Here is a 20190-nt window from a genome sequence, read left to right as displayed (position 1 = left end):
CGGCGCTCAGTGCCTTTGCGGCGTGTGATCATGGCGAAATTGAGCGCTAATTCGGATAGTAGCACAGTGAAGTTACAGTAAAGGTCGGGGCAGTGGCGTAAATGGTGCCTTTAACCTTTCATCCAGGCCGACGAGCGGGTGATTTCCGCCAGATTTTGCAGAATATCCAGACTCTGCTGGTGCATCTCCAGCGTCGGCGCGGCGCACAAGTCCTGCAAGATGCTGACCTGAAAACCGGCGTCGTGCGCCTGTCTGGCAGTGCTCTCGATTGCCAGCGGGGTACTGACGCCGCCCAGCAACAAATGATGGCAGTGATGCTGCTGCAGCCAGGCTAACAAATTGTTACCGGCAAAGGCGCAAACTCCGTTCTTTTCGAACTGAAAATCTGCCGGTAAGACCTGCAAATCCTTATCCCACTGGCAACCCACACTGCTTAAACGCAGCGCACCGATCTGTTTTAGGTGGTTGAACAGCGGCGAGTGGGCAGGAATGTCGTGATAGTCATCGGCAAAGCCGACGCGCACCCAAATCACCGGAATTTTGCGTACCCGAGCGTAAGCCGCAGCGGCATTGGTGTTGGCAATCAGATTTTGCGCGATCGCCTGTTCACGGCAATGATTTGCACGTCCTTTGGGGCCAATCAGATCGTCGATAAGATCGATAATAATCAGTGCGGCGGACATAGTGTCTCCAGAAACGAATCCTTTCCCCTTATGATAAAAGGCCAAATGTGATGTGTTACCGGGGAAGTGTTGCCGGATATGTCATCGGATGAGTGGTAAAGCCACCCATCCGGATTTTTCAGATTAGTGTATCGCGTTGGTAGCGATAGCCATCGCCGTCAGGCACAAAGCTCAGGCGGTGGGTAATACTCTGTGGTGCGTCCTCTGCATGGTGCGAGACAAACAACAGCTGGGTTGCACCCTGGCCAATCAACACGTCGACAAAACGGCGCACCAGTTGGCGATTGAGCGGATCCAACCCCTGTAGCGGTTCGTCGAGGATCAGCAGCGCCGGGTGCTTGACCAGCGCGCGGGCAATCAATGCCAACCGTTGCTGGCCCCAGGACAGGCTGTGGAACGGGGCTTCACCCTTTGAGCCACCCAACCCCAGCAGTGCCAGCCATTGGTCGGCCAATTGCCGCTGGCGATCGGACACCGCCTGATAAATGCCAATCGAATCGAAGAAACCGGACAGGATGACGGTACGCACGCTGGCGCTGACGCGGTAGTCCAAATGCAGGCTGCTGCTGACGTAGCCGATATGTCGTTTGATATCCCAGATGGTTTCCCCGCTGCCGCGACGGCGGCCGAACAGGGTGAGATCGTTACTGTATCCTTGAGGATGATCGCCGGTGATCAGGCTGAGCAGGGTGGATTTACCGGCGCCGTTCGGGCCGACGATCTGCCAGTGCTCACCGGGGTTAACCTGCCAGTCGAGATGGTTAAGGATCGGTTGATCGTTATAACTGACCACCCCATCGCGCAGGGTGATTAATGGTTGATCTGCCGGCAACGTGGTTTTTTGCGCCGGATCCTCGGTTTCCGGCAGCGACAGGCCATCCAGGTTTTCACTGTGTGCCAGTTGAGCGACCAGTGCGTCTGCCATCACCTGCTGCCGCGTTCCCTGGCTTGCCAAAGTGCAGTCTGCCAATACACCTACCTGACGGATAAAGTCCGGCACCTCGTCAAAACGGTTGAGTACCAGCACCAGGGTATAGCCATGCCCAGAGAGGTCGCTCATCAGCGCCGCCAACTGGGCGCGCGAATTGACATCCAGCCCGTCAAAAGGCTCATCGAGGATCAGCAGGTCGGGTTGCGGCATCAGCGCCCGACACAGCAAGGTTTTGCGGGTTTCGCCGGTAGAAAGATATTTGAAGCGGCGTGACAACAGCGGGGTAATGCCGAACTGTTCGGCCAATTGCGCGCAGCGGGCTGGGTCCTTGAGCTCTTCCTGAATGATTTCCGCCACGGTACGGCCGGTATCTTCTTCGCCAGGGCTAAGCAGGTCGGTGTTGTTGCGTTGCCATTCGTCGCTGACCAGTTTTTGCAACTGTTCGAAAGAGATGCGCACCGCATGGCTGAAATCGCTGCGCCGTTCACCGCTCAATAACACCAGCTCATCGGCCAGCGCGCGAGCCAGGGCTGATTTACCGCTGCCGTTGGCGCCGACAAAGGCCCAGCTTTCGCCGGCCTGAATAGCCAGCGCATCCAGCGTCAGGGTGCGGGTATCGCTTAAGCGAAATGAACCTTGCGAAATGTGCAACGACGACATCACCTGTTCCTTTTTATGCAATTATTTTGTTTAGAAATAGGCGCATTGCAGGGGGATGTCAATCGGCAAAAATGCAACGTTACGTTGCGTTTAACACAACGTGGCGACAATCACCCGGTCGGCGTTAAACATGGCGTACACCGCGCTGCCTGGGCGCAGTTTAAGCTGCTGTAGCTCTGGGGTAGTCAGGGTAGCGCACAGGGTTTCGCCCCCGGTGAGCGTGACCAATACTTCGCTGTGATCGGCACCCGGCTGGATGCTGGCCACCACGCCTGCCAGCGAGTTGTCTGCCGCACCGGCCAAAGACGGGTCGGTATTCAGCTTCACCCAAGGCGCTTTAATCAATGCCAGCACTTCTTTACCGGGCGAGAGCTGCAGTCGATCGGCGCTTTGTTGGGTAATGGCTGCACTGAGACGGGTTTTGCCGTCGTTAAGCAAGATATCCAGATGTTGCTGCACCTGCTGGTGATCGCGTTCGATCACCGTACCGAAGAACTGGTTGCGGGCACTGGTTTGCAGCGAAAAGCGGGAGATGGCCGCCAGCAGGCTGTCGAGCGGCAGGTTGTCTTGCTGCAGGACGTCGAAGGCTTTTTGCTGGATCTGCCCCAGCAGATCGTAAAGCTGGATCAGCCGTTCACCGTAATGGGTCACCTGAGCGCCGCCGCCGCCTTTGCCGCCGGTAGCGCGTTCCACCACCGTTTGCTCCGCCAACTGGTTCATTTCGTTTATCGCGTCCCAGGCACTTTTATAGCTGATGCCTGCCAGCTTGGCCCCCTGGCTGATGGAGCCGGTGTGTCGGACCTGCTTAAGCAGCGCGATGCGGCGCGGATCGGCGAACAGTTTTTGCTGGAGTTTTAGAGTAAGAAGAATTTCGGCCTGCATAACACGTCCTGTCGGCTGCAAAAGGGTTATTGTCGCTGATTTATGGGCAAAGCGCCAAATGGCACGTTTGGCCGGTTACAAATTTCCTCCAGTCTTTAAAATAGCCACGTTTTAGTGCGTATTTTGGTTTAAAGTAAAACATACGTGGCGGTGTTCATTACCGCTCAATGGGCAGTTAAGTGAGGCTACCATGTTGGAATTATTGGAAAGTTTGCTGTTCGCCGTAATAATGGTGCCAATTGTCATGGCCATCATTCTCGGTTTGATCTACGGTTTGGGTGAGGTATTCAACGTCTTCTCCAAAGTGGGTCATGCTAAAGAGAACCGCACCTAGCACCACCCTTTCTCTATACCCGTCGGCGTCGTTCGGCGGGTGTTTCTCAAGTTATCTCCCACTGTGCCGATAAACCGCATGACAAGCTTCTGCGCGACGTTATATTATTTTTTATATAACGAAGAGTGATAATGCACGTTAACTTGCGGAGAAAACAATGAAACAGCAATGGACCAAGTGGGTCGGCGGTATCGTACTGATGTCCGGTATGGTTATGCAGGCTTCTGCGGCGGAGAAAGTGACCGTTTTTGCCGCGGCGTCGTTAACTAATGCCTTACAGGACATCGCGACGGAGTATCAGAAGGGCAAGGATGTTCAGGTCGTCTCCTCATTTGCTTCCTCTTCCACGCTGGCACGCCAGATAGAGCAGGGCGCTCCGGCCGATTTGTTTATCTCCGCCGATCAACAGTGGATGGATTATGCCATCGACAAACAGCAGATGGTCAAAGACACCCGTTATACCTTGCTGGGTAACGAACTGGTGCTGATCGCCGCCAAAGATGCCAAACAGGCTAAAATCACGCTCGATAAGCAGACTGACTGGACGAAGCTGCTCAATGGCGGCCGCCTGTCGGTGGGCGACCCGGATCACGTACCGGCCGGCATCTATGCCAAGGAAGCATTGCAAAATCTGGGGGCCTGGACCGCACTGGAGCCTAAACTGGCGCGTGCCAACAACGTACGCAGTGCCATGGCGCTGGTGGAACGTGGCGAAGCGCCGCTGGGCATTGTTTATGGCTCAGACGCGGTAGCCAGTGATAAAGTCAGCGTGGTGGCCATCTTCCCGGAAGACAGCCACAAACCGGTTGAATACCCGATGGCGGTCGTTAAAGGCCATCAAACCCCGGCCGTCAGCGCGTTCTACAGCTACCTGAAGAGCCCGGAAGCGGCGGCTATTTTCAAACATTATGGATTCTCCCCGCGTAAATGATTTTGAGTGAGTACGAGTGGCAGGCGGTTGAGCTGAGCCTGAAAGTGTCCGCCCTGGCGGTGGTATGCAGCTTACCCTTTGGCATTCTGATGGCCTGGGTGTTGGTACGCTGCCGCTTTCCCGGCAAGTCGCTGCTGGACAGTATTATTCACCTGCCGCTGGTACTGCCGCCGGTAGTGGTCGGCTATTTATTGCTGATTGCCATGGGGCGGCGCGGTGTGATTGGCGAATGGCTGTACCACTGGTTCGGTTTCAGTTTCAGCTTTAGTTGGCGCGGTGCAGCGCTGGCTTCGGCGGTAGTGGCGTTCCCGCTGATGGTGCGAGCCATTCGGCTGGCGCTGGAAGCGGTGGATACCCGGCTGGAGCAGGCTGCCAGAACCCTGGGGGCCAACCCATGGCGGGTGTTTTTCACCATTACGCTGCCGCTGTCGTTGCCGGGGGTGATTGTCGGTGTGGTGCTGGCCTTTGCCCGTTCGCTGGGCGAGTTCGGTGCCACCATTACCTTTGTTTCCAATATTCCCGGCGAGACGCGCACCATCCCGCTGGCGATGTATACCCTGATTGAAACGCCGGGGGCAGAAGCTGCCGCGGCGCGTCTGTGCGTGATTGCCATTGTGCTGTCACTGGTTTCACTGATGGTTTCCGAGTGGCTGGCCCGCTGGGGCCGCAAACGGATGGGCGTGTAAATGCTGGAGCTGGATTTCTCCCAACGCCTTGGCGATCTGAACCTTAACGTGTGCGCCGATCTGCCCGCTCAGGGCATTACCGCTATTTTTGGCCTGTCCGGCGCCGGTAAAACCTCATTAATCAATGCCATCGGCGGCCTGACCCGCTTGCAGCAGGGACGTATCGTGCTCAATGGCCGCACGCTGGTGGATACCGAGCGTGGCCTGTGCCTGCCGCCGGAAAAACGCCGCATTGGCTATGTGTTTCAGGATGCACGTCTGTTCCCGCATTACCGGGTGCGCGGCAACCTGCAATACGGTATGGCGGCCGGTATGCGCGCGCAGTTCGACAGTATTGTCGAACTGCTGGGCATCGGTCCGTTGCTTAATCGCCTGCCGTTGACGCTGTCTGGCGGTGAAAAACAGCGGGTGGCGATTGGTCGCGCCTTGCTGACTGCGCCAGAGTTGCTGTTGATGGACGAGCCGCTGGCCTCGCTGGACTTGCCACGCAAGCGCGAGCTGTTGCCCTATCTGGAACGTTTGGCGCAGGACGTTAATATCCCCATTCTCTACGTCAGCCACAGCATGGACGAAATTCTGCGTCTGGCGGAGCAGGTGATGGTGCTCGATAACGGTCAGGTGCGGGCGTTCGGCGGGCTGGAGGAAGTGTGGGCCAGCAGCGCGTTGCGACCCTGGTTGCAGCGAGAGGATCAAAGTAGCGTGCTGCGCGTCAGCGTGATTGAACATCACGCGCGTTATGCGATGACGGCGTTGGCGTTGGGTGATCAACGTTTGTGGGTCAGCGGCGTTGACGCCGCCCTGGGTGCCCAACTGCGTATCCGCATCAACGCCGCCGATGTTTCGCTGGTATTGCAACCGCCGGTCAACAGCAGTATCCGCAACGTCTTGCCGGCCAGGGTGACCGAGTGCCTGGAGGTTGACGGGCAGGTGGAGGTGAAACTGGCGGTAGGAGAAAGCGTACTCTGGGCGCGTATTACGCCGTGGGCGCGTGACGAACTGGCGATCCGGCCGGGGCAGTGGCTGTATGCGCAGGTCAAAAGCGTGTCGATCAGCCGCGAAGCGCGTTGAATTAAGCCCTCCCGGTGGGGAGGGCAATGGCATTACTGACCCAAAACGCGAGTGCGGATGACTTCGGCAATGCCCGGCTGCAGGTGATCGGCAATCACCAGATCGGCGCGTTGTTTTATGGCATCATCTGCGTTGCCCATCGCGACGCCCAGACCTACCGCTTCCAGCATGCTGAGATCGTTGTAGTTATCCCCGAAGGCCACCACCTGGCTCATGCTTAAACCCTGTGACTCCACCCATTGCTGCAGGCGTTTTCCTTTGCTGTTGCCGCCTTTGGCAATATCGACCTGATCGTGCCACGACCATTCGCAGGCCAGCCCCAGCTCCTTTTCTACCGTTTCGGCGAAGCGACGCAGTGCAGGAATATCGGCGTGCGAGGTGGCGAACTTCCAGATCGACTGCGCCTCATCGGCCGCCTGAACCAGGCTGTTAACCTGCAACAGCGTTGGGCGTTGCGCCGGTGGCAGGGTTTCGGCCCAGGCCAGTGAACGGGTGACGTGACCGCTCGGCTCCTGATACAGCATGGCGTCGTCCACGTACATCAGGCCATGAATGTCGCTTTGTTTCAGCATCTGCAACACCAGCCTGGCCTGATCTTTTTCCAGCGGATCGGCCGCCAGCACTTTTTTCTGCTGGAAGTCATACAAATAGGTGCCGTTACAGCAGATTGCCGGAGTGTCTATCTCCAGCGCCTGATAGAACGGGTGGATCGCCACATGATGGCGACCGGTGACTACCACTACCTTGACGCCGGCGGCGCGCGCCTGGGCCAGGGCTGCCAACGACTGCGGTAAAATGCGTTTTTGGTTGTCCAGCAAGGTGCCATCCAGATCGAGGGCAATGACGCGGTAGCTCATAGAGATCTCATTATAGTTAGCAACAAAATTAAACCGATGGTACACCGGATAAGCGACGGATAAAACCGCACAGATTTCATCTGCAACGCGTCACGGATGTGAGGTAAGCTAGGGGAAACCGAAAAACCTGAAACCGGTTTCTCTTTTACCCTATTCAAGGAGAATACATGAAGCAAATCGTTTATGTCGCCAGCCCGGAAAGCCAACAAATTCACGTGTGGCAGTTAAGCGACGCGGGTGCGTTAGAGTTGCTGCAGACCGTCGAAGCCCCGGGCCAGGTACAACCGATGGCGATCCACCCGGACAGAACGCATCTGTACGTGGGTGTGCGTCCGGCTTTCGGTATTGTCAGCTATCGCATTGAGGCGGATGGCAAACTGCAACAGGCCGGTATGGCGCCGCTGCCAGGCAGCCCAACCCATATCTCCACCGATTTGCAGGGGCGCTATCTGTTTTCCGCTTCTTACAGCGGCAACTGTGCCAGCGTCAGCCCTATCGGCCATGACGGCGTGGTGGTAGCACCTATCCAGCAGATCGACGGTTTGACCGCGCCGCACTCGGCCAATATCGACCCGACCAATCAACTGTTGCTGGTGCCTTGTCTGAAGGAAGACAGCATCCGCCTGTTTAATCTGGACTTGCAAGGCGAACTGACGCCACACAGCCAGGAAGCCGTGGCGACGGCCAGCGGCGCCGGCCCGCGTCATATGGCATTCCACCATAACGACAAATATGCTTACTGCGTCAATGAGTTGGATGGCACGGTAGACGTGTTCGCCATCAGCGAAAACGGCGGCAAATATACTCTGGTGCAAACGCTGGATATCATGCCGAGCGATTTCAACGGCACCCGCTGGGCGGCGGATATCCACATCACGCCGAACGGCCGTTTCCTGTACACCAGTGACCGCACCGCCAGCATCCTGACTATTTTCAGCGTGTCCGAAGATGGCAGCACCTTGTCGGTGGTGGGTTATCATCCGACCGAAGAGCAGCCGCGCGGCTTCAATATCGACCACAGTGGCCGCTTTGTGATTTCGTCCGGCCAGAAGTCCGGTCATATCGGGGTGTATGAGATAGATCAGGCCAGCGGCAAGCTGACCACATTGGCACGGTATCCGGTAGGGAAAGGGCCGATGTGGGTAAGCATCTTGGCTAAGTAAAAATCCCCGTCGTCTTTCAAGCTGCAGCGTTGTTACCTGCACTCGCTCACCCCAGTTACTTACTTAAGTAAGCGCCTGGGGATGAGCGAGCTGGTCGCCTAGCTGCAACTTGAAATCCATAGGGTATGAATTATTGGAAAGTAGGCTCGAAAGAGCCTTTTATTAACCAATAATCAGCTGTATTTCACCGTCAGTGAAGCGCTGCCGAGGCTATGGAAGTGCACGTTAAAACCAACCAGTGCGCCGCTGGAGCCTTCATCCACCTCAATGCTCTCTACGTCCAGCGCATGTACGGTGAAGTGATAGCGGTGACTTTCGCCTTGTGGTGGGGCCGCGCCGCCGTAACCGGCAGAACCAAAATCGGTGCGGGTCTGGATTGCACCGGCCGGTAAGCCACCTTTGCCGGAGCCAGCGCCCGGCGGCAGTTCACGCGTTGCCGCCGGGATATTGGCTACCACCCAGTGCCACCAGCCGGAGCCGGTCGGGGCATCGGGGTCATAAACCGAGATCACGAAGCTCTTGGTGCCTTCCGGCACGCCATCCCACGCCAGATGCGGTGACAGATTATCGCCGTGATAACCCATACCGTTAAATACCTGACGCTCCGGCATTTTTGCGCCGTCCTGCAACTCATTGCTGTACAAACGAAAAGTCATGGTGACTCCCTGTTGTCGGTAAAAGCAGAACCCCTAAGCTAGACTGTTTTGCCGGAACAACACAAGCAGCATTGTATCTCGCCAGTCGCCTTATCTATGGGTTACCATAATTAACCGCGAGGCTACATTCGCGATAACTATCATTCACAGTCCGATATAAAGTAATCATGATTTCATTCAAAAAACGCACGCCGTGGTTTGGCTGGCTGCGGCGCTGGGCCAGGGGCATCAAGCGTGACATTTATGCATTGTGGCTGGCGGCCCGTGACCGGCGCACTCCCTGGTATGCCAAATTGGTCGCCCTGCTGGTTGCGGGCTACGCGGTATCGCCGATAGATTTGATCCCGGATTTTGTTCCGGTATTGGGCTATCTGGACGATGTGATTATCGTGCCGTTGGGCATCATGCTCGCGGTGTGGCTGATCCCCAAACCGCTGATGGTGGAGTTTCGCGAGAAAGCACAACGGCGAATCGATAATCCTACCGGCCGGATGGCGGCAGCGATGATTATTTTGCTGTGGGTGGGGGCCCTGGTGTGGCTGGCCCGTTATCTGGACCAGCATTGGTAATCTATTACTCTACTGCGGCTGCTACGGCGGCGGTCAAGCGGCTGAGCTGTTCAGGTTCAATGATGAACGGCGGCATCAAATAAATCAGTTTGCCGAATGGCCGGATCCACACGCCGCGCTCGACAAAACCACGCTGTAGCTGCGCCACATCCACAGATTCACGCATCTCTACCACGCCGATCGCCCCTAAAACCCGCACATCCGCCACTTTTGGCAGCGCCTTCAGCGGCAATAACTGCTGTTTCAGCTGGCTTTCAATAGCGGCGACCTGCTGCTGCCAGCGGTTTTCTGCCAACAGCGACAGGCTGGCGTTGGCCACCGCGCAGGCCAGCGGGTTGCCCATAAAGGTTGGCCCGTGCATAAAGCAACCGGCGGCACCGTTACTGATGGTTTCCGCCACGTGGCGAGTGGTCAGGGTGGCAGATAGTGTCATATAGCCGCCGGTCAACGCCTTGCCCAGGCACAGAATATCCGGCACCACGTCGGCATGTTCACAGGCAAACAGCTTGCCGGTGCGACCAAAACCGGTGGCAATTTCGTCGGCAATCAGCAGCACCTGATGACGATCGCAGAGTTCACGCACCCGCTTAAGGTAGGTCGGGTGGTAGATGCGCATGCCGCCTGCCCCCTGAACCACCGGTTCGAGGATCACCGCCGCCACTTCCCCGGCATGCTGTTCCAGCAGCGCGGCGAACGGCGCGATATCGTTCTCATCCCAGGCCTGATCGAAACCGCACTGTGGCGCGGTAGCGAACAGGTGCGGCGCCAGATAACCCTGATACAGGCTGTGCATCGAGTTGTCCGGGTCGCATACCGACATGGCACCGAAGGTATCGCCATGATAGCCGTGACGCAGGGTCAAAATGCGTTGCCGCCGTTCCCCGCGTGCCTGCCAGTATTGCAACGCCATCTTCAGCGACACCTCTACGGCCACCGAGCCGGAATCCGCCAGGAATACGCATTGCAGCGCCTCCGGCGTCATCGCTACCAGGCGGCGACACAGGGCGATCGCGGCGGGATGGGTAATGCCCCCGAACATCACGTGCGACATTTTTTCCAGCTGTTGCGTGGCGGCCTGATTCAGTTGCGGGTGGTTATAACCGTGAATGGCCGCCCACCAGGAGGACATGCCGTCAACCAGACGGCGGCCATCGGCCAGCTGCAGTTCAACGCCGCTGGCAGCTTCGACCGGATAACAGGGCAGCGGGTGACTCATGGAAGTGTACGGGTGCCAGATATGGCGCTGATCGAATTCAAGGTCTGATTGAGTGATAGACATACTTGTAAACCAAATCAAATTCATAATGGTTGACAGTATATCCACAATAATTAAACTGACGACACTTTTTTCATTTGGAGACGCCATGATGGCCGATCGCATTCACTGGACAGTGGGTCTTGCCCAGACCCTGTTTGATAAACCCCTGCTTGAACTGTTATTTGAAGCCCAGACGGTTCACCGCCAGCACTTTGACCCGCGTCAGGTACAGGTGAGCACGCTGTTATCAATCAAGACCGGCGCATGCCCGGAAGACTGCAAGTACTGCCCGCAAAGCTCGCGCTATAAAACCGGCCTGGAGTCGGAGCGGCTGATGCAGGTGGAGCAGGTGCTGGAGTCGGCGCGCAAGGCCAAGGCGAATGGATCGACCCGTTTCTGCATGGGTGCGGCGTGGAAAAACCCGCACGAGCGCGATATGCCTTACCTGCAGCAGATGGTGCAAGGGGTGAAGGCGATGGGCATGGAAACCTGCATGACGCTGGGCACGCTGGACGGCACGCAGGCGGAACGGCTGGCGGATGCCGGGCTGGATTACTACAACCATAACCTGGACACCTCGCCGGAATTCTACGGCAACATCATCACCACCCGCAGCTATCAGGAACGTCTGGATACCCTGGGTAAAGTGCGCGGCGCAGGCATTAAAGTCTGTTCCGGCGGCATTGTCGGGTTGGGTGAAACGGTGCGTGACCGCGCCGGGCTGCTGGTGCAGTTGGCCAATCTGCCGACGCCACCAGAGAGCGTACCGATCAACATGCTGGTGAAGGTCAAAGGTACGCCGCTGGCCGATAACGAAGACGTCGATCCCTTTGATTTCATCCGCACCATTGCGGTGGCGCGCATCATGATGCCGGCTTCCTACGTGCGCCTGTCCGCAGGTCGTGAGCAGATGAACGAGCAAACTCAGGCAATGTGCTTTATGGCCGGTGCCAACTCCATCTTCTATGGCTGCAAACTGCTGACGACGCCAAACCCGGAAGAAGACAAAGATCTGCAACTGTTCCGCAAACTGGGTCTGAACCCGCAGCAGACCGAAACCGAGCACGGCGACAACCAGCAGCAACAGGCGCTGGCTGCACAGTTGATGCAGGCGGATACCGCTGAGTTTTACAACGCGGCACTGTAATGAGCTGGCAACAACGCATTGAACAAGCGCTGGAGGAGCGGCAGCAGAGCGCCGCTTACCGCCGCCGTCAGGTGAATCAGGGCGGCAATGGTCGCCATATTCAGCTTAATGGCGAGCAGTACCTGAATTTCTCCGGCAATGACTACCTGGGCCTGAGCCAGCATGCCCAGGTGATCGCTGCCTGGCAGCAGGGCGCGCAGCAGTATGGTGTCGGTAGTGGGGGCTCTGGCCACGTTACCGGTTTTTCTACGGCACATCAGGTGCTGGAACAGCAACTGGCGGACTGGCTTGGCTATCCGCGTGCATTGCTGTTTATCTCTGGCTATGCCGCCAACCAGGCGCTGCTGGCGGCTCTGATGCAGGCCGAGGATCGCATTTTAGCCGACCGGCTCAGCCATGCTTCTTTGCTGGAGGCCGCAGCTCACTCACCGGCCCAGTTGCGTCGTTTTCGCCATAATCAGCCACAGGCGCTGGCTGATTTACTGGCCAAACCCTGCGACGGCCAGATGCTGGCGGTGACCGAAGGGGTGTTCAGCATGGACGGTGACAGTGCGCCACTGGCGGAGCTGCACCGTTTGACCCGCGCGGCGGGTGCCTGGCTGATGGTAGATGACGCACACGGTATCGGCGTGCACGGCGAGCAGGGGCGCGGCAGCTGCTGGCAGCAGGGGGTAAGGCCCGAGCTGTTGGTGGTTACTTTTGGCAAAGCCTTTGGCCTCAGCGGCGCGGCGGTACTGTGCGATGAATCCACCGCTGAATATCTGCTGCAGTTTGCCCGCCATTTGATTTACAGCACCGCGATGCCACCGGCACAGGCCTGCGCATTGCAGGCGGCGTTGCATTGCATCCGGCAGGGCGATGAATTGCGTGCCCGGTTGCAGGATAACATTCAGCGTTTCCGTCAGGGGGCGGCCCAGTTGTCGCTGACCCTGACGGAGTCGGTTACCGCCATTCAACCTTTGCTGGTGGGCGACAACCAACGGGCACTCGATCTGGCGCAAAACCTGCGCAAACAGGGCCTGTGGGTGAGTGCTATCCGCCCGCCAACGGTGCCGCCGGGCGGTGCGCGCTTGCGTATTACCCTGACGGCGGCGCATCAGCCGCAGGATATCGATCGTCTGCTGGAGGTATTGCATGACGTCAGCGTTTGAATCAGTCAATAAGCAGGCGGTAGCCTCGGCCTTCAGCCGTGCCGCAGGCAGTTATGATGCGGCGGCGGTACTGCAGCGTGATGTTGGTGAGCGCTTGCTGGGGATCGGGCTGGAGCACCCGGGCGCGCAACTGCTGGATGCGGGTTGTGGTACCGGTCACTTTAGCCGCCGCTGGCGTGAACTCGGCAAACAGGTTACTGCACTGGATCTGGCGCCGGGCATGCTGGCATTTGCCCGTCAGCAGCAGGCGGCGGATCATTATCTGCTGGGGGATATTGAGAATGTGCCCTTGCCCGACGCCGCCGTGGATATCTGCTTCAGCAGCCTGGTGGTGCAATGGTGCAGCGACCTGCCGCGAGCGCTGTCGGAGCTATATCGGGTCACCCGGCCCGGCGGTGTGATCCTGTTTTCTACGTTGGCACAAGGATCGCTGGGCGAACTGGGCGATGCCTGGCAGCAGGTGGACGGCGAACGCCATGTGAATGATTTTCTGCCGCTGGCTCAGATTAGCGCCGCCTGCGCCGACTACCGTCATCAGTTGGAAGTGGAGTGGCAAACCCTGAATTATCCGGATGTGATGGCGCTGATGCGATCGCTCAAGGGGATCGGGGCGACCCATTTGCACCAGGGGCGTGATGCCGGGCTGCTGTCGCGCCGACGGCTTGCGGCCTTGCAGGCGGCTTACCCCCGCCGGCGCGGGCAGTTTCCGCTCAGTTATCATTTGGTTTATGGAGTGATTTATCGTGATTAAGCGTTGGTTTGTCACCGGCACCGATACCGAAGTGGGCAAAACCGTGGCCAGCAGTGCCTTGTTGCAGGCCGCCAATCTGGCAGGCTACCGTACTGTGGGTTATAAACCGGTGGCTTCCGGCAGCGAGATGACCGCCGAAGGCTTGCGTAACGGCGATGCGCTGGCGTTGCAGGCTAACAGTGCGGTTGCGCTAAGTTACCAGGAAGTAAACCCTTACGTTTTCGCCGAACCGACTTCACCGCATATTGTCAGCGCCGATGAAGGGCGGCCGATCGAACTGGCCCAGCTTTCCGCCGGGTTACGCCATCTGGAACAGAAAGCCGACTGGCTGCTGGTCGAAGGCGCCGGGGGCTGGTTTACGCCGCTTTCTGAGCAACATACCTTTGCCGATTGGGTGCAGCAGGAGCAACTGCCGGTGATTTTGGTGGTGGGCATCAAGCTGGGTTGCATTAACCATGCGCTGCTGACCGCACAGGCTATCAAACAGGCAGGGTTGTCGCTGGTCGGTTGGATCGCCAATGACGTCAGCCCTCCGGGCCGTCGCCATCAGGAATATCTGGCCACGCTGCGCCGTATGTTGCCTGCGCCGTTGCTCGGTGAAATCCCCCATCTGGCCGAACCCGAACGGCAGGCTTTGGGGCATTACCTGGATTTGAGCGTTTTACCTCATTGAGGGTTAAGCCTTCCGTCCACGGATCCACCGTGGACGGAGAAAAACCGACCTGCCGTTTTACATGGCGGTGATGCATGCATTATCTAAGTAAAGCACCCCGTTTTTCGCTAAGGCATACAAATTGAAAGACAAGATGACATGGGTTGCCCAAACCGGCACTTTTCGTCGGTTGGCGTTAAAACGGTATTCCTTAAACTCGGCATAATCACTGGCATTGAGAGTGCCATCCCAGGCGGCCACATCTGACTTGGCGACGATTGATACGCCGTTGCTTTCGGTCTCCTGAATACAGGCATAACTGAGTGTGGCAAATAAATTGCCGGTGCCGCCATTGAGTGCTTTCAGGGTAAAACAGGCGCCCAACTGTTCATATTGCGATACCGGAACCACCAGTCGTAAACCGGCGCTGGAGTTGGTATTTCCCAGCTTGGTCACTTTTAGGGCATTGCTGCCGTTAACGCCTGCGCCGGCCTCAATAGCCAGGGTAATGACGTCAGAGATAAAGGGACTGCTAACGTTGCCACCGGAAACCTCCCAGCCAAACGGTTTGGTGGTAAATGAGAAATTACCGTCTTTGAGCTTGTTATTATTGGCGGTGGTCAAGGTCTGAATGCCCTTGCCGCCACCGCCGCCATCGAGCCGACTGTTTTTAATCACAAAGTCGCCGGTACCGCCAAAATAACGGCCGGTCGCTGTTCGCACCCCATAGAACTTAACGTTGTCTACGATAATTCCGCTGCTGCCCGCCTCGGCGTAAAAACAGTAGTCTTGGGCCAGAGTGGTTTGCAGCGTAATGATCTCCCCACCCTGAATAAGTAATGACGCATTCTGGTTGGCGCTACAGCGGAAGGGGGAATCAGAAAGTGGGCTATTACTATTACCGAACTCAATATGGCAGCCGTGCAACTCAACGCTTCCAGCTTCTACATTTACAATCGCCCCCGCGTAATCTATTGATGTGCCGAAGAAACGAAATGCGCCATTTTGGTTCTTATTACCGATAGCCAACCCCTGAGAGTTGCCAAGAGTGCCACCGAAGAAGTTGATCCCTTCCCCAAAGTTATGATCGGTGGGATCTTTATCACCAGTTTGTGATGGTAGCACATTAGTGGTTTTAGCGGCTGGCATATGGACGCACTCATAGCAACGGACGATCTCACAGCCATAGTGATGCCCAATGTACGCGTTGGTGCCAAAATACATGCCGTAATAAAAACCGGAAATATAGACGTTATTAACGGAAAAATTTCCCAACAGGCTTTCCGGTGATTGGAACACTATCCCATCGATAAAGTTATATGCTGTCTTTTGACCGGGTACTTCAGACTGAGTTGCCCCAATCCCTTTGACGGTAAAGTTCTTTAAGATTGGTGCAGGGCGAATGGGGATCCCGTTATCCAACGCGAGAGGGGTTGCATAGCAGCGCAGGAAGTAGTTGTGGTCGTTTTCAGTCCCGTTGGGGATATTGGTGGTGATATTTACACCGTTGCCGTCAATATAAACGTAGCCGACATCGATATCGGTCTTGGGAGCCGTCCACACCTCAAACGGCGCGGTGAATTTTACAATTGTCGGTCTTTTTAATGTGCCCGTAATAAAGGTTTGAGCCTTGATCAGCTCATCGCGAGACTTTACGTAAATCCCCTCAACATCAAGACGATCTTGCAAAGTCCAGACCTTCCCGTTCAGGTCGCTATATTGGATAAATTTTGCATCGTTATCGGCCATGGTCTATCCCTCAGTTCAAGTTAACGGTTGTGAAAACCCGTTGAATATGGAGGGAGTGTCTGGTCATTTCCAACAAACGGAGTTCGGTCTTCGCTGATACAACACAAGGCGAAATGAGTGGTGCAGTTCTGCAGGCGTTAGTCTGGGATAAGCCATGAGAGCGGGGTGCAATATTGCGCACCCCTGCCAATCAAACTGCCAGATAGGCATTAATCAACTCCTCGTCCAACTGTTCCAGCGTGCCATCTGCGACGCTGCGCCCCTGGTCCATCAGACAGAAACGGTCCGCTACCCGGCGGACAAACGGCAGCTTGTGCTCCACCAGCAGGATGGTCATACCCAGCTCGCGGTTAAGCTTGCGGATCACGTTGCCGATATCGGCGGCGATCGTTGGCTGCACACCGCTGGTGGGTTCATCGAGGATCAGTAATTCTGGCTCCAGCACCAGGGCGCGACCAATCGCCAGTTGTTGTTGTTCCCCGTTGCACAAGTCGCCGGCTCTGCGGCTGCGCATTTCTCGCAGGTTGGGGAACAGGTGGTAAATCAAAGGCGGGATACGGCGGTTTTTATCGCGGCCGGCCATCAGCGCTACCTGCAGGTTTTCCTCTACGCTGAGCTGCGAAAAGATTTGCCGCCCTTGCGGCACATAGCTGATCCCCAGCGCTGTACGGGTTTCCACTGGTTGTTGCAGCAGGTTTTGTGGCGGTTCATCCGCCAACTGCCAGGTCATGCTGCCACTGACCACCGGCAAATGGCCCATGATGCAGTTCACCAGCGTGGTCTTGCCTACGCCGTTACGACCGATGAGCACCGTACACTGGCCGCGTGGTAGCTCCAGATTGATGTCCCACAGAGTATGGGTTTGTCCGTAAAACTGATTCACTGACCTTAAACTCAACATCCGGCATTCTCCTCAAAGAATTGTATTCCACTCCTTGCTACCGTTTTCGCAGTAGCGGTTTCTTTCCCGAGTGTTTTAATGTCCAGAATGAAATGCTGAATGACTGCCTTTTACCAGGTAGTTTAAATTCGGGTAAAACATGTGATACATAGCCAAAAATCGCTGTTATTGTCGGCTTGTCTGCGCTCTTTAGTCTTTATCAAGTAAAGGACGGTTGTTTTACTCCCGTTTGGCCGCTAAATGACAGCGGATCATTCCGCCGTTACTGCCCGGATATTTATCCCGACCGTACTTTTGCCGCCCAAGGGTAATGCAACCCTTGGGCCAACTTTATAAAACCGCTAAAAATAGGATTGTTATTGCCTTGTTAACGGTTTTGCGCGCCAGGGCAGGCGTGGCGGAGCAAGTGAAAATAGCGGGGAAAGTTAACGCGGACGATTTTTGCACTCTTCCAGTGCTGCGAAGAATGCTTATGGTGCAAACTATTTCGTCGGTTGTAGCAAGATGCATCAGGTGATGGCAACAATGAGATAAATCCGTTTTTGGCAATGGTGTTTTTTAGCATTAATCGGCATAACCAAAGCGATATTATTGTGAAAAAATAACTAAAAAAGCCCTCTTGGCGGACAGAAACGGCAAAAAGCGTTCTTTCTGCAACTCCCAGCCGGGGCGGGACGGTGAGAGTTATCCACTATTCCTGTGGATAACCTTGTGCATTAGATTTAGAAAACCGGTTTAAAGCGAGAGCGGACGCGGGTTGTGTTCGCTTTGTCCGCAATCTCGTCTTTTTTATAAAATCATTACTTATCAATAAATTAACTAAAATCAAGCGGCTAATGTATTGATGAAGTCTCTATGTATGATTTTTGGCCGCAGTGCTATCAATAAGTTAATTCGTGACGGATTTTGGGGATAAATCTGTTATTGACAATAAAAATGTCACGCGGCTGTAACCCCGACGGTGCATTTAGCCTGATTTGACGCACGCTAAAACGACGAATCGCTTGAAGCTGGTTTTATATCCAGTATCATGGGCACTGGCAAAAATCGCCGGGGCTTTCCATAATTAGAGGCCATTCATCGAGCATTAGCTCCATGGCCGCCTGAGCGCGCACATCTCCACAGGGTAGCCGAGTCCATGAGTAAAGTTTTCAAACTGCATTCCGAATTCAAGCCTGCCGGCGATCAGCCGCAGGCCATCAGCAAGCTGGAAGAGGGCCTGGAAGACGGCCTGGCACACCAGACGCTGCTCGGCGTTACCGGTTCGGGCAAGACATTTACCGTCGCCAATGTGATAGCCGATCTCAACCGGCCCACCATGGTGCTGGCACCTAACAAAACGCTGGCGGCGCAGCTGTATGGCGAGATGAAAGAGTTCTTTCCCGAGAATGCGGTCGAGTATTTTGTTTCTTACTACGACTACTACCAGCCGGAAGCCTACGTACCCAGCTCCGACACCTTTATCGAAAAAGACGCCGCGGTGAACGAACACATCGAGCAGATGCGTCTTTCCGCGACTAAGGCATTGCTGGAGCGCCGCGATGTGATCGTGGTGGCATCGGTTTCGGCGATCTACGGTCTGGGCGATCCTGATCTGTATCTGAAGATGATGCTGCACCTGACCAAGGGCATGATCATCGATCAGCGTGCGATCCTGCGCCGTTTGGCGGAGCTGCAATATGCCCGTAACGATCAGGCATTCCAGCGCGCGACCTTCCGCGTGCGTGGCGAGGTGATCGACGTCTTCCCGGCTGAGTCGGACGAACTGGCGCTGCGTATTGAACTGTTTGATGAGGAGGTCGAGCGGCTTTCGCTGTTTGATCCTTTAACCGGCCAGATCGAGCAGGTGGTGCAACGCTTCACCATTTATCCGAAGTCGCACTACGTGACGCCGCGTGAGCGGATCCTGCAGGCGATGGAGGAGATCAAAGTGGATCTGGCCGAACGGCGCAAGGTGCTGTTGGCCAATAACAAGCTGCTGGAAGAACAGCGCCTGACGCAGCGAACGCAGTTTGATCTGGAGATGATGAACGAACTGGGCTACTGCTCCGGTATTGAAAACTACTCGCGCTACCTGTCCGGACGTAAAGAGGGCGAGCCACCGCCGACGCTGTTTGATTATTTACCGGCGGATGGCCTGCTGGTGGTCGATGAATCCCACGTCACCATTCCGCAAATCGGCGCTATGTACAAGGGCGACCGTTCGCGTAAAGAGACGCTGGTGGAATACGGTTTCCGCCTGCCGTCGGCGCTGGACAACCGCCCGATGCGTTTTGAAGAGTTCGAAGCCTTGGCGCCGCAGACCATTTATGTGTCTGCCACGCCGGGCAAATATGAGCTGGAGAAGTCCGGCGACGATATTATCGATCAGGTGGTGCGCCCAACCGGCTTGCTGGATCCACTAATAGAAGTCAGGCCGGTGACCACCCAGGTGGATGACCTGCTGTCTGAAATTCGCAAGCGTGTGGCAATCAACGAACGCGTACTGGTCACTACCCTGACCAAACGCATGGCGGAAGACCTGACCGAATATCTTGAAGAGCACGGCGAGCGGGTACGCTATCTGCACTCGGACATCGATACCGTGGAACGGGTCGAAATCATTCGTGACCTGCGCCTGGGCGAGTTTGACGTGCTGGTGGGTATCAACCTGTTGCGTGAGGGGCTGGACATGCCTGAGGTGTCTCTGGTGGCGATCCTGGACGCGGATAAAGAAGGCTTCCTGCGTTCCGAACGTTCGTTAATCCAGACCATTGGCCGTGCGGCGCGTAACCTCAACGGTAAAGCGATCCTCTACGGTGACAGAATTACCGACTCTATGGCCAGGGCGATTAGCGAGACCGAACGTCGTCGCGCCAAACAGCAGGCGTTCAACGAAGAAAATGGCATTGTGCCGCAGGGCCTGAACAAGAAAGTTTCCGATGTTCTGCAGTTGGGCAAACCGGGCAATCGCGGCAAGGGCCGAGGGAAGGGCAAGGCGGCGGAAAACGCGGGGCAATACCAAAACCTCACGCCAAAAGCCCTGGATCAAAAAATCCGCGAGCTGGAAGCGCAGATGTATACCCACGCACAGAACCTGGAGTTCGAGTTGGCGGCGGGCTTGCGTGATGAAATCCACCAGCTGCGTGAGCAGTTTATCGCTATTTCGTGACCGCTTGGGG

At 56.2% G+C, this 20190-nt stretch carries 19 protein-coding genes; 11 read left to right on the top strand and 8 right to left on the bottom strand.

Annotated elements, in window-relative coordinates; genetic code table 11:
• Positions 1-110: 110 nt before the first annotated feature.
• The 3 genes from FCL49_RS08310 to modE all read right to left on the bottom strand — a co-directional run bounded on the left by FCL49_RS08310 (position 111) and on the right by modE (position 3156).
• On the bottom strand, positions 111-683 hold the full coding sequence (locus tag FCL49_RS08310) for a cysteine hydrolase family protein (RefSeq protein ID WP_174353164.1): 573 nt from the start codon (positions 681-683) through the stop codon (positions 111-113).
• Positions 684-801: 118 nt separating this feature from the next.
• Positions 802-2274 carry a molybdate ABC transporter ATP-binding protein ModF gene (gene modF, locus FCL49_RS08305; RefSeq protein ID WP_174353163.1) on the bottom strand — a complete coding sequence of 491 codons (1473 nt, stop codon included), beginning with the start codon at positions 2272-2274 and terminating at the stop codon, positions 802-804.
• A 90-nt stretch (positions 2275-2364) separates the two neighbouring features.
• Positions 2365-3156 (bottom strand): molybdenum-dependent transcriptional regulator, encoded by a 792-nt coding sequence (gene modE / locus FCL49_RS08300; RefSeq protein ID WP_174353162.1) that lies wholly within the window; start codon positions 3154-3156, stop codon positions 2365-2367.
• A 190-nt stretch (positions 3157-3346) separates the two neighbouring features.
• Here modE and FCL49_RS08295 point away from each other — a divergent pair, with 190 nt between their 5' ends.
• The 4 genes from FCL49_RS08295 (at position 3347) to modC (ending at position 6175) form a co-directional block, all read left to right on the top strand.
• The gene (locus FCL49_RS08295) at positions 3347-3490 is read left to right on the top strand and encodes an AcrZ family multidrug efflux pump-associated protein (protein ID WP_174353161.1); all 144 of its coding nucleotides are present in this window, start codon (positions 3347-3349) and stop codon (positions 3488-3490) included.
• 157 nt (positions 3491-3647) lie between these two features.
• Positions 3648-4421, top strand: coding sequence for a molybdate ABC transporter substrate-binding protein (modA, locus tag FCL49_RS08290; protein WP_174353160.1), 774 nt, complete (start codon positions 3648-3650; stop codon positions 4419-4421).
• The gene (gene modB, locus FCL49_RS08285; RefSeq protein WP_174353159.1) at positions 4418-5107 is read left to right on the top strand and encodes a molybdate ABC transporter permease subunit; all 690 of its coding nucleotides are present in this window, start codon (positions 4418-4420) and stop codon (positions 5105-5107) included. The genes modA and modB overlap by 4 nt, the downstream gene beginning before the upstream one ends.
• Positions 5108-6175 (top strand): molybdenum ABC transporter ATP-binding protein ModC, encoded by a 1068-nt coding sequence (gene modC / locus FCL49_RS08280; RefSeq protein ID WP_174353158.1) that lies wholly within the window; start codon positions 5108-5110, stop codon positions 6173-6175.
• Between the two features lie 32 nt (positions 6176-6207).
• Here modC and FCL49_RS08275 read toward each other — a convergent pair whose 3' ends face one another.
• The gene (locus tag FCL49_RS08275; RefSeq protein ID WP_174353157.1) at positions 6208-7032 is read right to left on the bottom strand and encodes a pyridoxal phosphatase; all 825 of its coding nucleotides are present in this window, start codon (positions 7030-7032) and stop codon (positions 6208-6210) included.
• Between the two features lie 167 nt (positions 7033-7199).
• Between FCL49_RS08275 and pgl the strand changes: the two genes are divergently transcribed.
• Positions 7200-8195, top strand: a complete 996-nt coding sequence (pgl, locus tag FCL49_RS08270; RefSeq protein ID WP_174353156.1) for a 6-phosphogluconolactonase — start codon at positions 7200-7202, stop codon at positions 8193-8195.
• A gap of 173 nt (positions 8196-8368) precedes the next feature.
• Here pgl and FCL49_RS08265 read toward each other — a convergent pair whose 3' ends face one another.
• Positions 8369-8851 (bottom strand): kinase inhibitor, encoded by a 483-nt coding sequence (locus FCL49_RS08265; RefSeq protein ID WP_174353155.1) that lies wholly within the window; start codon positions 8849-8851, stop codon positions 8369-8371.
• A 167-nt stretch (positions 8852-9018) separates the two neighbouring features.
• Between FCL49_RS08265 and FCL49_RS08260 the strand changes: the two genes are divergently transcribed.
• A complete protein-coding gene (locus FCL49_RS08260) occupies positions 9019-9420 on the top strand; it encodes a YkvA family protein (protein ID WP_174353154.1) in 402 nt (133 codons plus the stop codon).
• 4 nt (positions 9421-9424) lie between these two features.
• Here FCL49_RS08260 and bioA read toward each other — a convergent pair whose 3' ends face one another.
• The gene (gene bioA, locus FCL49_RS08255) at positions 9425-10699 is read right to left on the bottom strand and encodes an adenosylmethionine--8-amino-7-oxononanoate transaminase (protein WP_174353153.1); all 1275 of its coding nucleotides are present in this window, start codon (positions 10697-10699) and stop codon (positions 9425-9427) included.
• 88 nt (positions 10700-10787) lie between these two features.
• Between bioA and bioB the strand changes: the two genes are divergently transcribed.
• The 4 genes from bioB to bioD are packed head-to-tail and all read left to right on the top strand — an operon-like array spanning position 10788 to position 14400.
• The gene (bioB, locus tag FCL49_RS08250; RefSeq protein ID WP_012005745.1) at positions 10788-11825 is read left to right on the top strand and encodes a biotin synthase BioB; all 1038 of its coding nucleotides are present in this window, start codon (positions 10788-10790) and stop codon (positions 11823-11825) included.
• Positions 11825-12976, top strand: coding sequence for an 8-amino-7-oxononanoate synthase (gene bioF / locus FCL49_RS08245; RefSeq protein ID WP_174353152.1), 1152 nt, complete (start codon positions 11825-11827; stop codon positions 12974-12976). The genes bioB and bioF overlap by 1 nt, the downstream gene beginning before the upstream one ends.
• Positions 12960-13727, top strand: a complete 768-nt coding sequence (gene bioC, locus FCL49_RS08240; protein ID WP_174353151.1) for a malonyl-ACP O-methyltransferase BioC — start codon at positions 12960-12962, stop codon at positions 13725-13727. Before bioF ends, bioC begins: the two co-directional genes overlap by 17 nt.
• Positions 13720-14400: a dethiobiotin synthase gene (bioD, locus tag FCL49_RS08235; protein ID WP_174353150.1), complete on the top strand. Its 681-nt coding sequence runs from the start codon at positions 13720-13722 to the stop codon at positions 14398-14400. Before bioC ends, bioD begins: the two co-directional genes overlap by 8 nt.
• Before the next feature lie 57 nt (positions 14401-14457).
• Here bioD and FCL49_RS08230 read toward each other — a convergent pair whose 3' ends face one another.
• Together FCL49_RS08230 and FCL49_RS08225 are read right to left on the bottom strand one after the other, a co-directional pair.
• Complete coding sequence (locus FCL49_RS08230) at positions 14458-16128, bottom strand: hypothetical protein (RefSeq protein ID WP_174353149.1); 1671 nt, start codon at positions 16126-16128, stop codon at positions 14458-14460.
• A gap of 190 nt (positions 16129-16318) precedes the next feature.
• Positions 16319-17029 carry an ATP-binding cassette domain-containing protein gene (locus FCL49_RS08225; protein WP_174353148.1) on the bottom strand — a complete coding sequence of 237 codons (711 nt, stop codon included), beginning with the start codon at positions 17027-17029 and terminating at the stop codon, positions 16319-16321.
• Positions 17030-18167: 1138 nt separating this feature from the next.
• Between FCL49_RS08225 and uvrB the strand changes: the two genes are divergently transcribed.
• A complete protein-coding gene (gene uvrB / locus FCL49_RS08220; protein WP_174353147.1) occupies positions 18168-20180 on the top strand; it encodes an excinuclease ABC subunit UvrB in 2013 nt (670 codons plus the stop codon).
• Positions 20181-20190: the final 10 nt, after the last annotated feature.

The sequence above is a fragment of the Serratia proteamaculans genome, assembly GCF_013337185.1.
In the GTDB taxonomy this organism is placed as follows: Bacteria; Pseudomonadota; Gammaproteobacteria; order Enterobacterales; family Enterobacteriaceae; genus Serratia; species Serratia proteamaculans_D.
The sequence above is the reverse complement of the archived record's forward strand: the minus strand, read 5'-3'. Positions and strand labels throughout refer to the sequence as shown.

Bases quoted from the DNA above. Each gene is read 5' to 3' on its own strand.
- FCL49_RS08260 (WP_174353154.1), top strand. From the start codon at position 9,019: ATGATTTCATTCAAAAAACGCACGCCGTGGTTTGGCTGGCTGCGGCGC.
- FCL49_RS08295 (WP_174353161.1), top strand. From the start codon at position 3,347: ATGTTGGAATTATTGGAAAGTTTGCTGTTCGCCGTAATAATGGTGCCA.
- bioB (WP_012005745.1), top strand. From the start codon at position 10,788: ATGGCCGATCGCATTCACTGGACAGTGGGTCTTGCCCAGACCCTGTTT.
- FCL49_RS08310 (WP_174353164.1), bottom strand. From the start codon at position 683: ATGTCCGCCGCACTGATTATTATCGATCTTATCGACGATCTGATTGGC.
- bioF (WP_174353152.1), top strand. From the start codon at position 11,825: ATGAGCTGGCAACAACGCATTGAACAAGCGCTGGAGGAGCGGCAGCAG.
- bioC (WP_174353151.1), top strand. From the start codon at position 12,960: ATGACGTCAGCGTTTGAATCAGTCAATAAGCAGGCGGTAGCCTCGGCC.
- modC (WP_174353158.1), top strand. From the start codon at position 5,108: ATGCTGGAGCTGGATTTCTCCCAACGCCTTGGCGATCTGAACCTTAAC.
- bioA (WP_174353153.1), bottom strand. From the start codon at position 10,699: ATGTCTATCACTCAATCAGACCTTGAATTCGATCAGCGCCATATCTGG.
- modA (WP_174353160.1), top strand. From the start codon at position 3,648: ATGAAACAGCAATGGACCAAGTGGGTCGGCGGTATCGTACTGATGTCC.
- FCL49_RS08225 (WP_174353148.1), bottom strand. From the start codon at position 17,029: ATGTTGAGTTTAAGGTCAGTGAATCAGTTTTACGGACAAACCCATACT.
- modF (WP_174353163.1), bottom strand. From the start codon at position 2,274: ATGTCGTCGTTGCACATTTCGCAAGGTTCATTTCGCTTAAGCGATACC.
- modB (WP_174353159.1), top strand. From the start codon at position 4,418: ATGATTTTGAGTGAGTACGAGTGGCAGGCGGTTGAGCTGAGCCTGAAA.
- pgl (WP_174353156.1), top strand. From the start codon at position 7,200: ATGAAGCAAATCGTTTATGTCGCCAGCCCGGAAAGCCAACAAATTCAC.
- modE (WP_174353162.1), bottom strand. From the start codon at position 3,156: ATGCAGGCCGAAATTCTTCTTACTCTAAAACTCCAGCAAAAACTGTTC.
- uvrB (WP_174353147.1), top strand. From the start codon at position 18,168: ATGAGTAAAGTTTTCAAACTGCATTCCGAATTCAAGCCTGCCGGCGAT.
- FCL49_RS08265 (WP_174353155.1), bottom strand. From the start codon at position 8,851: ATGACTTTTCGTTTGTACAGCAATGAGTTGCAGGACGGCGCAAAAATG.
- FCL49_RS08275 (WP_174353157.1), bottom strand. From the start codon at position 7,032: ATGAGCTACCGCGTCATTGCCCTCGATCTGGATGGCACCTTGCTGGAC.
- FCL49_RS08230 (WP_174353149.1), bottom strand. From the start codon at position 16,128: ATGGCCGATAACGATGCAAAATTTATCCAATATAGCGACCTGAACGGG.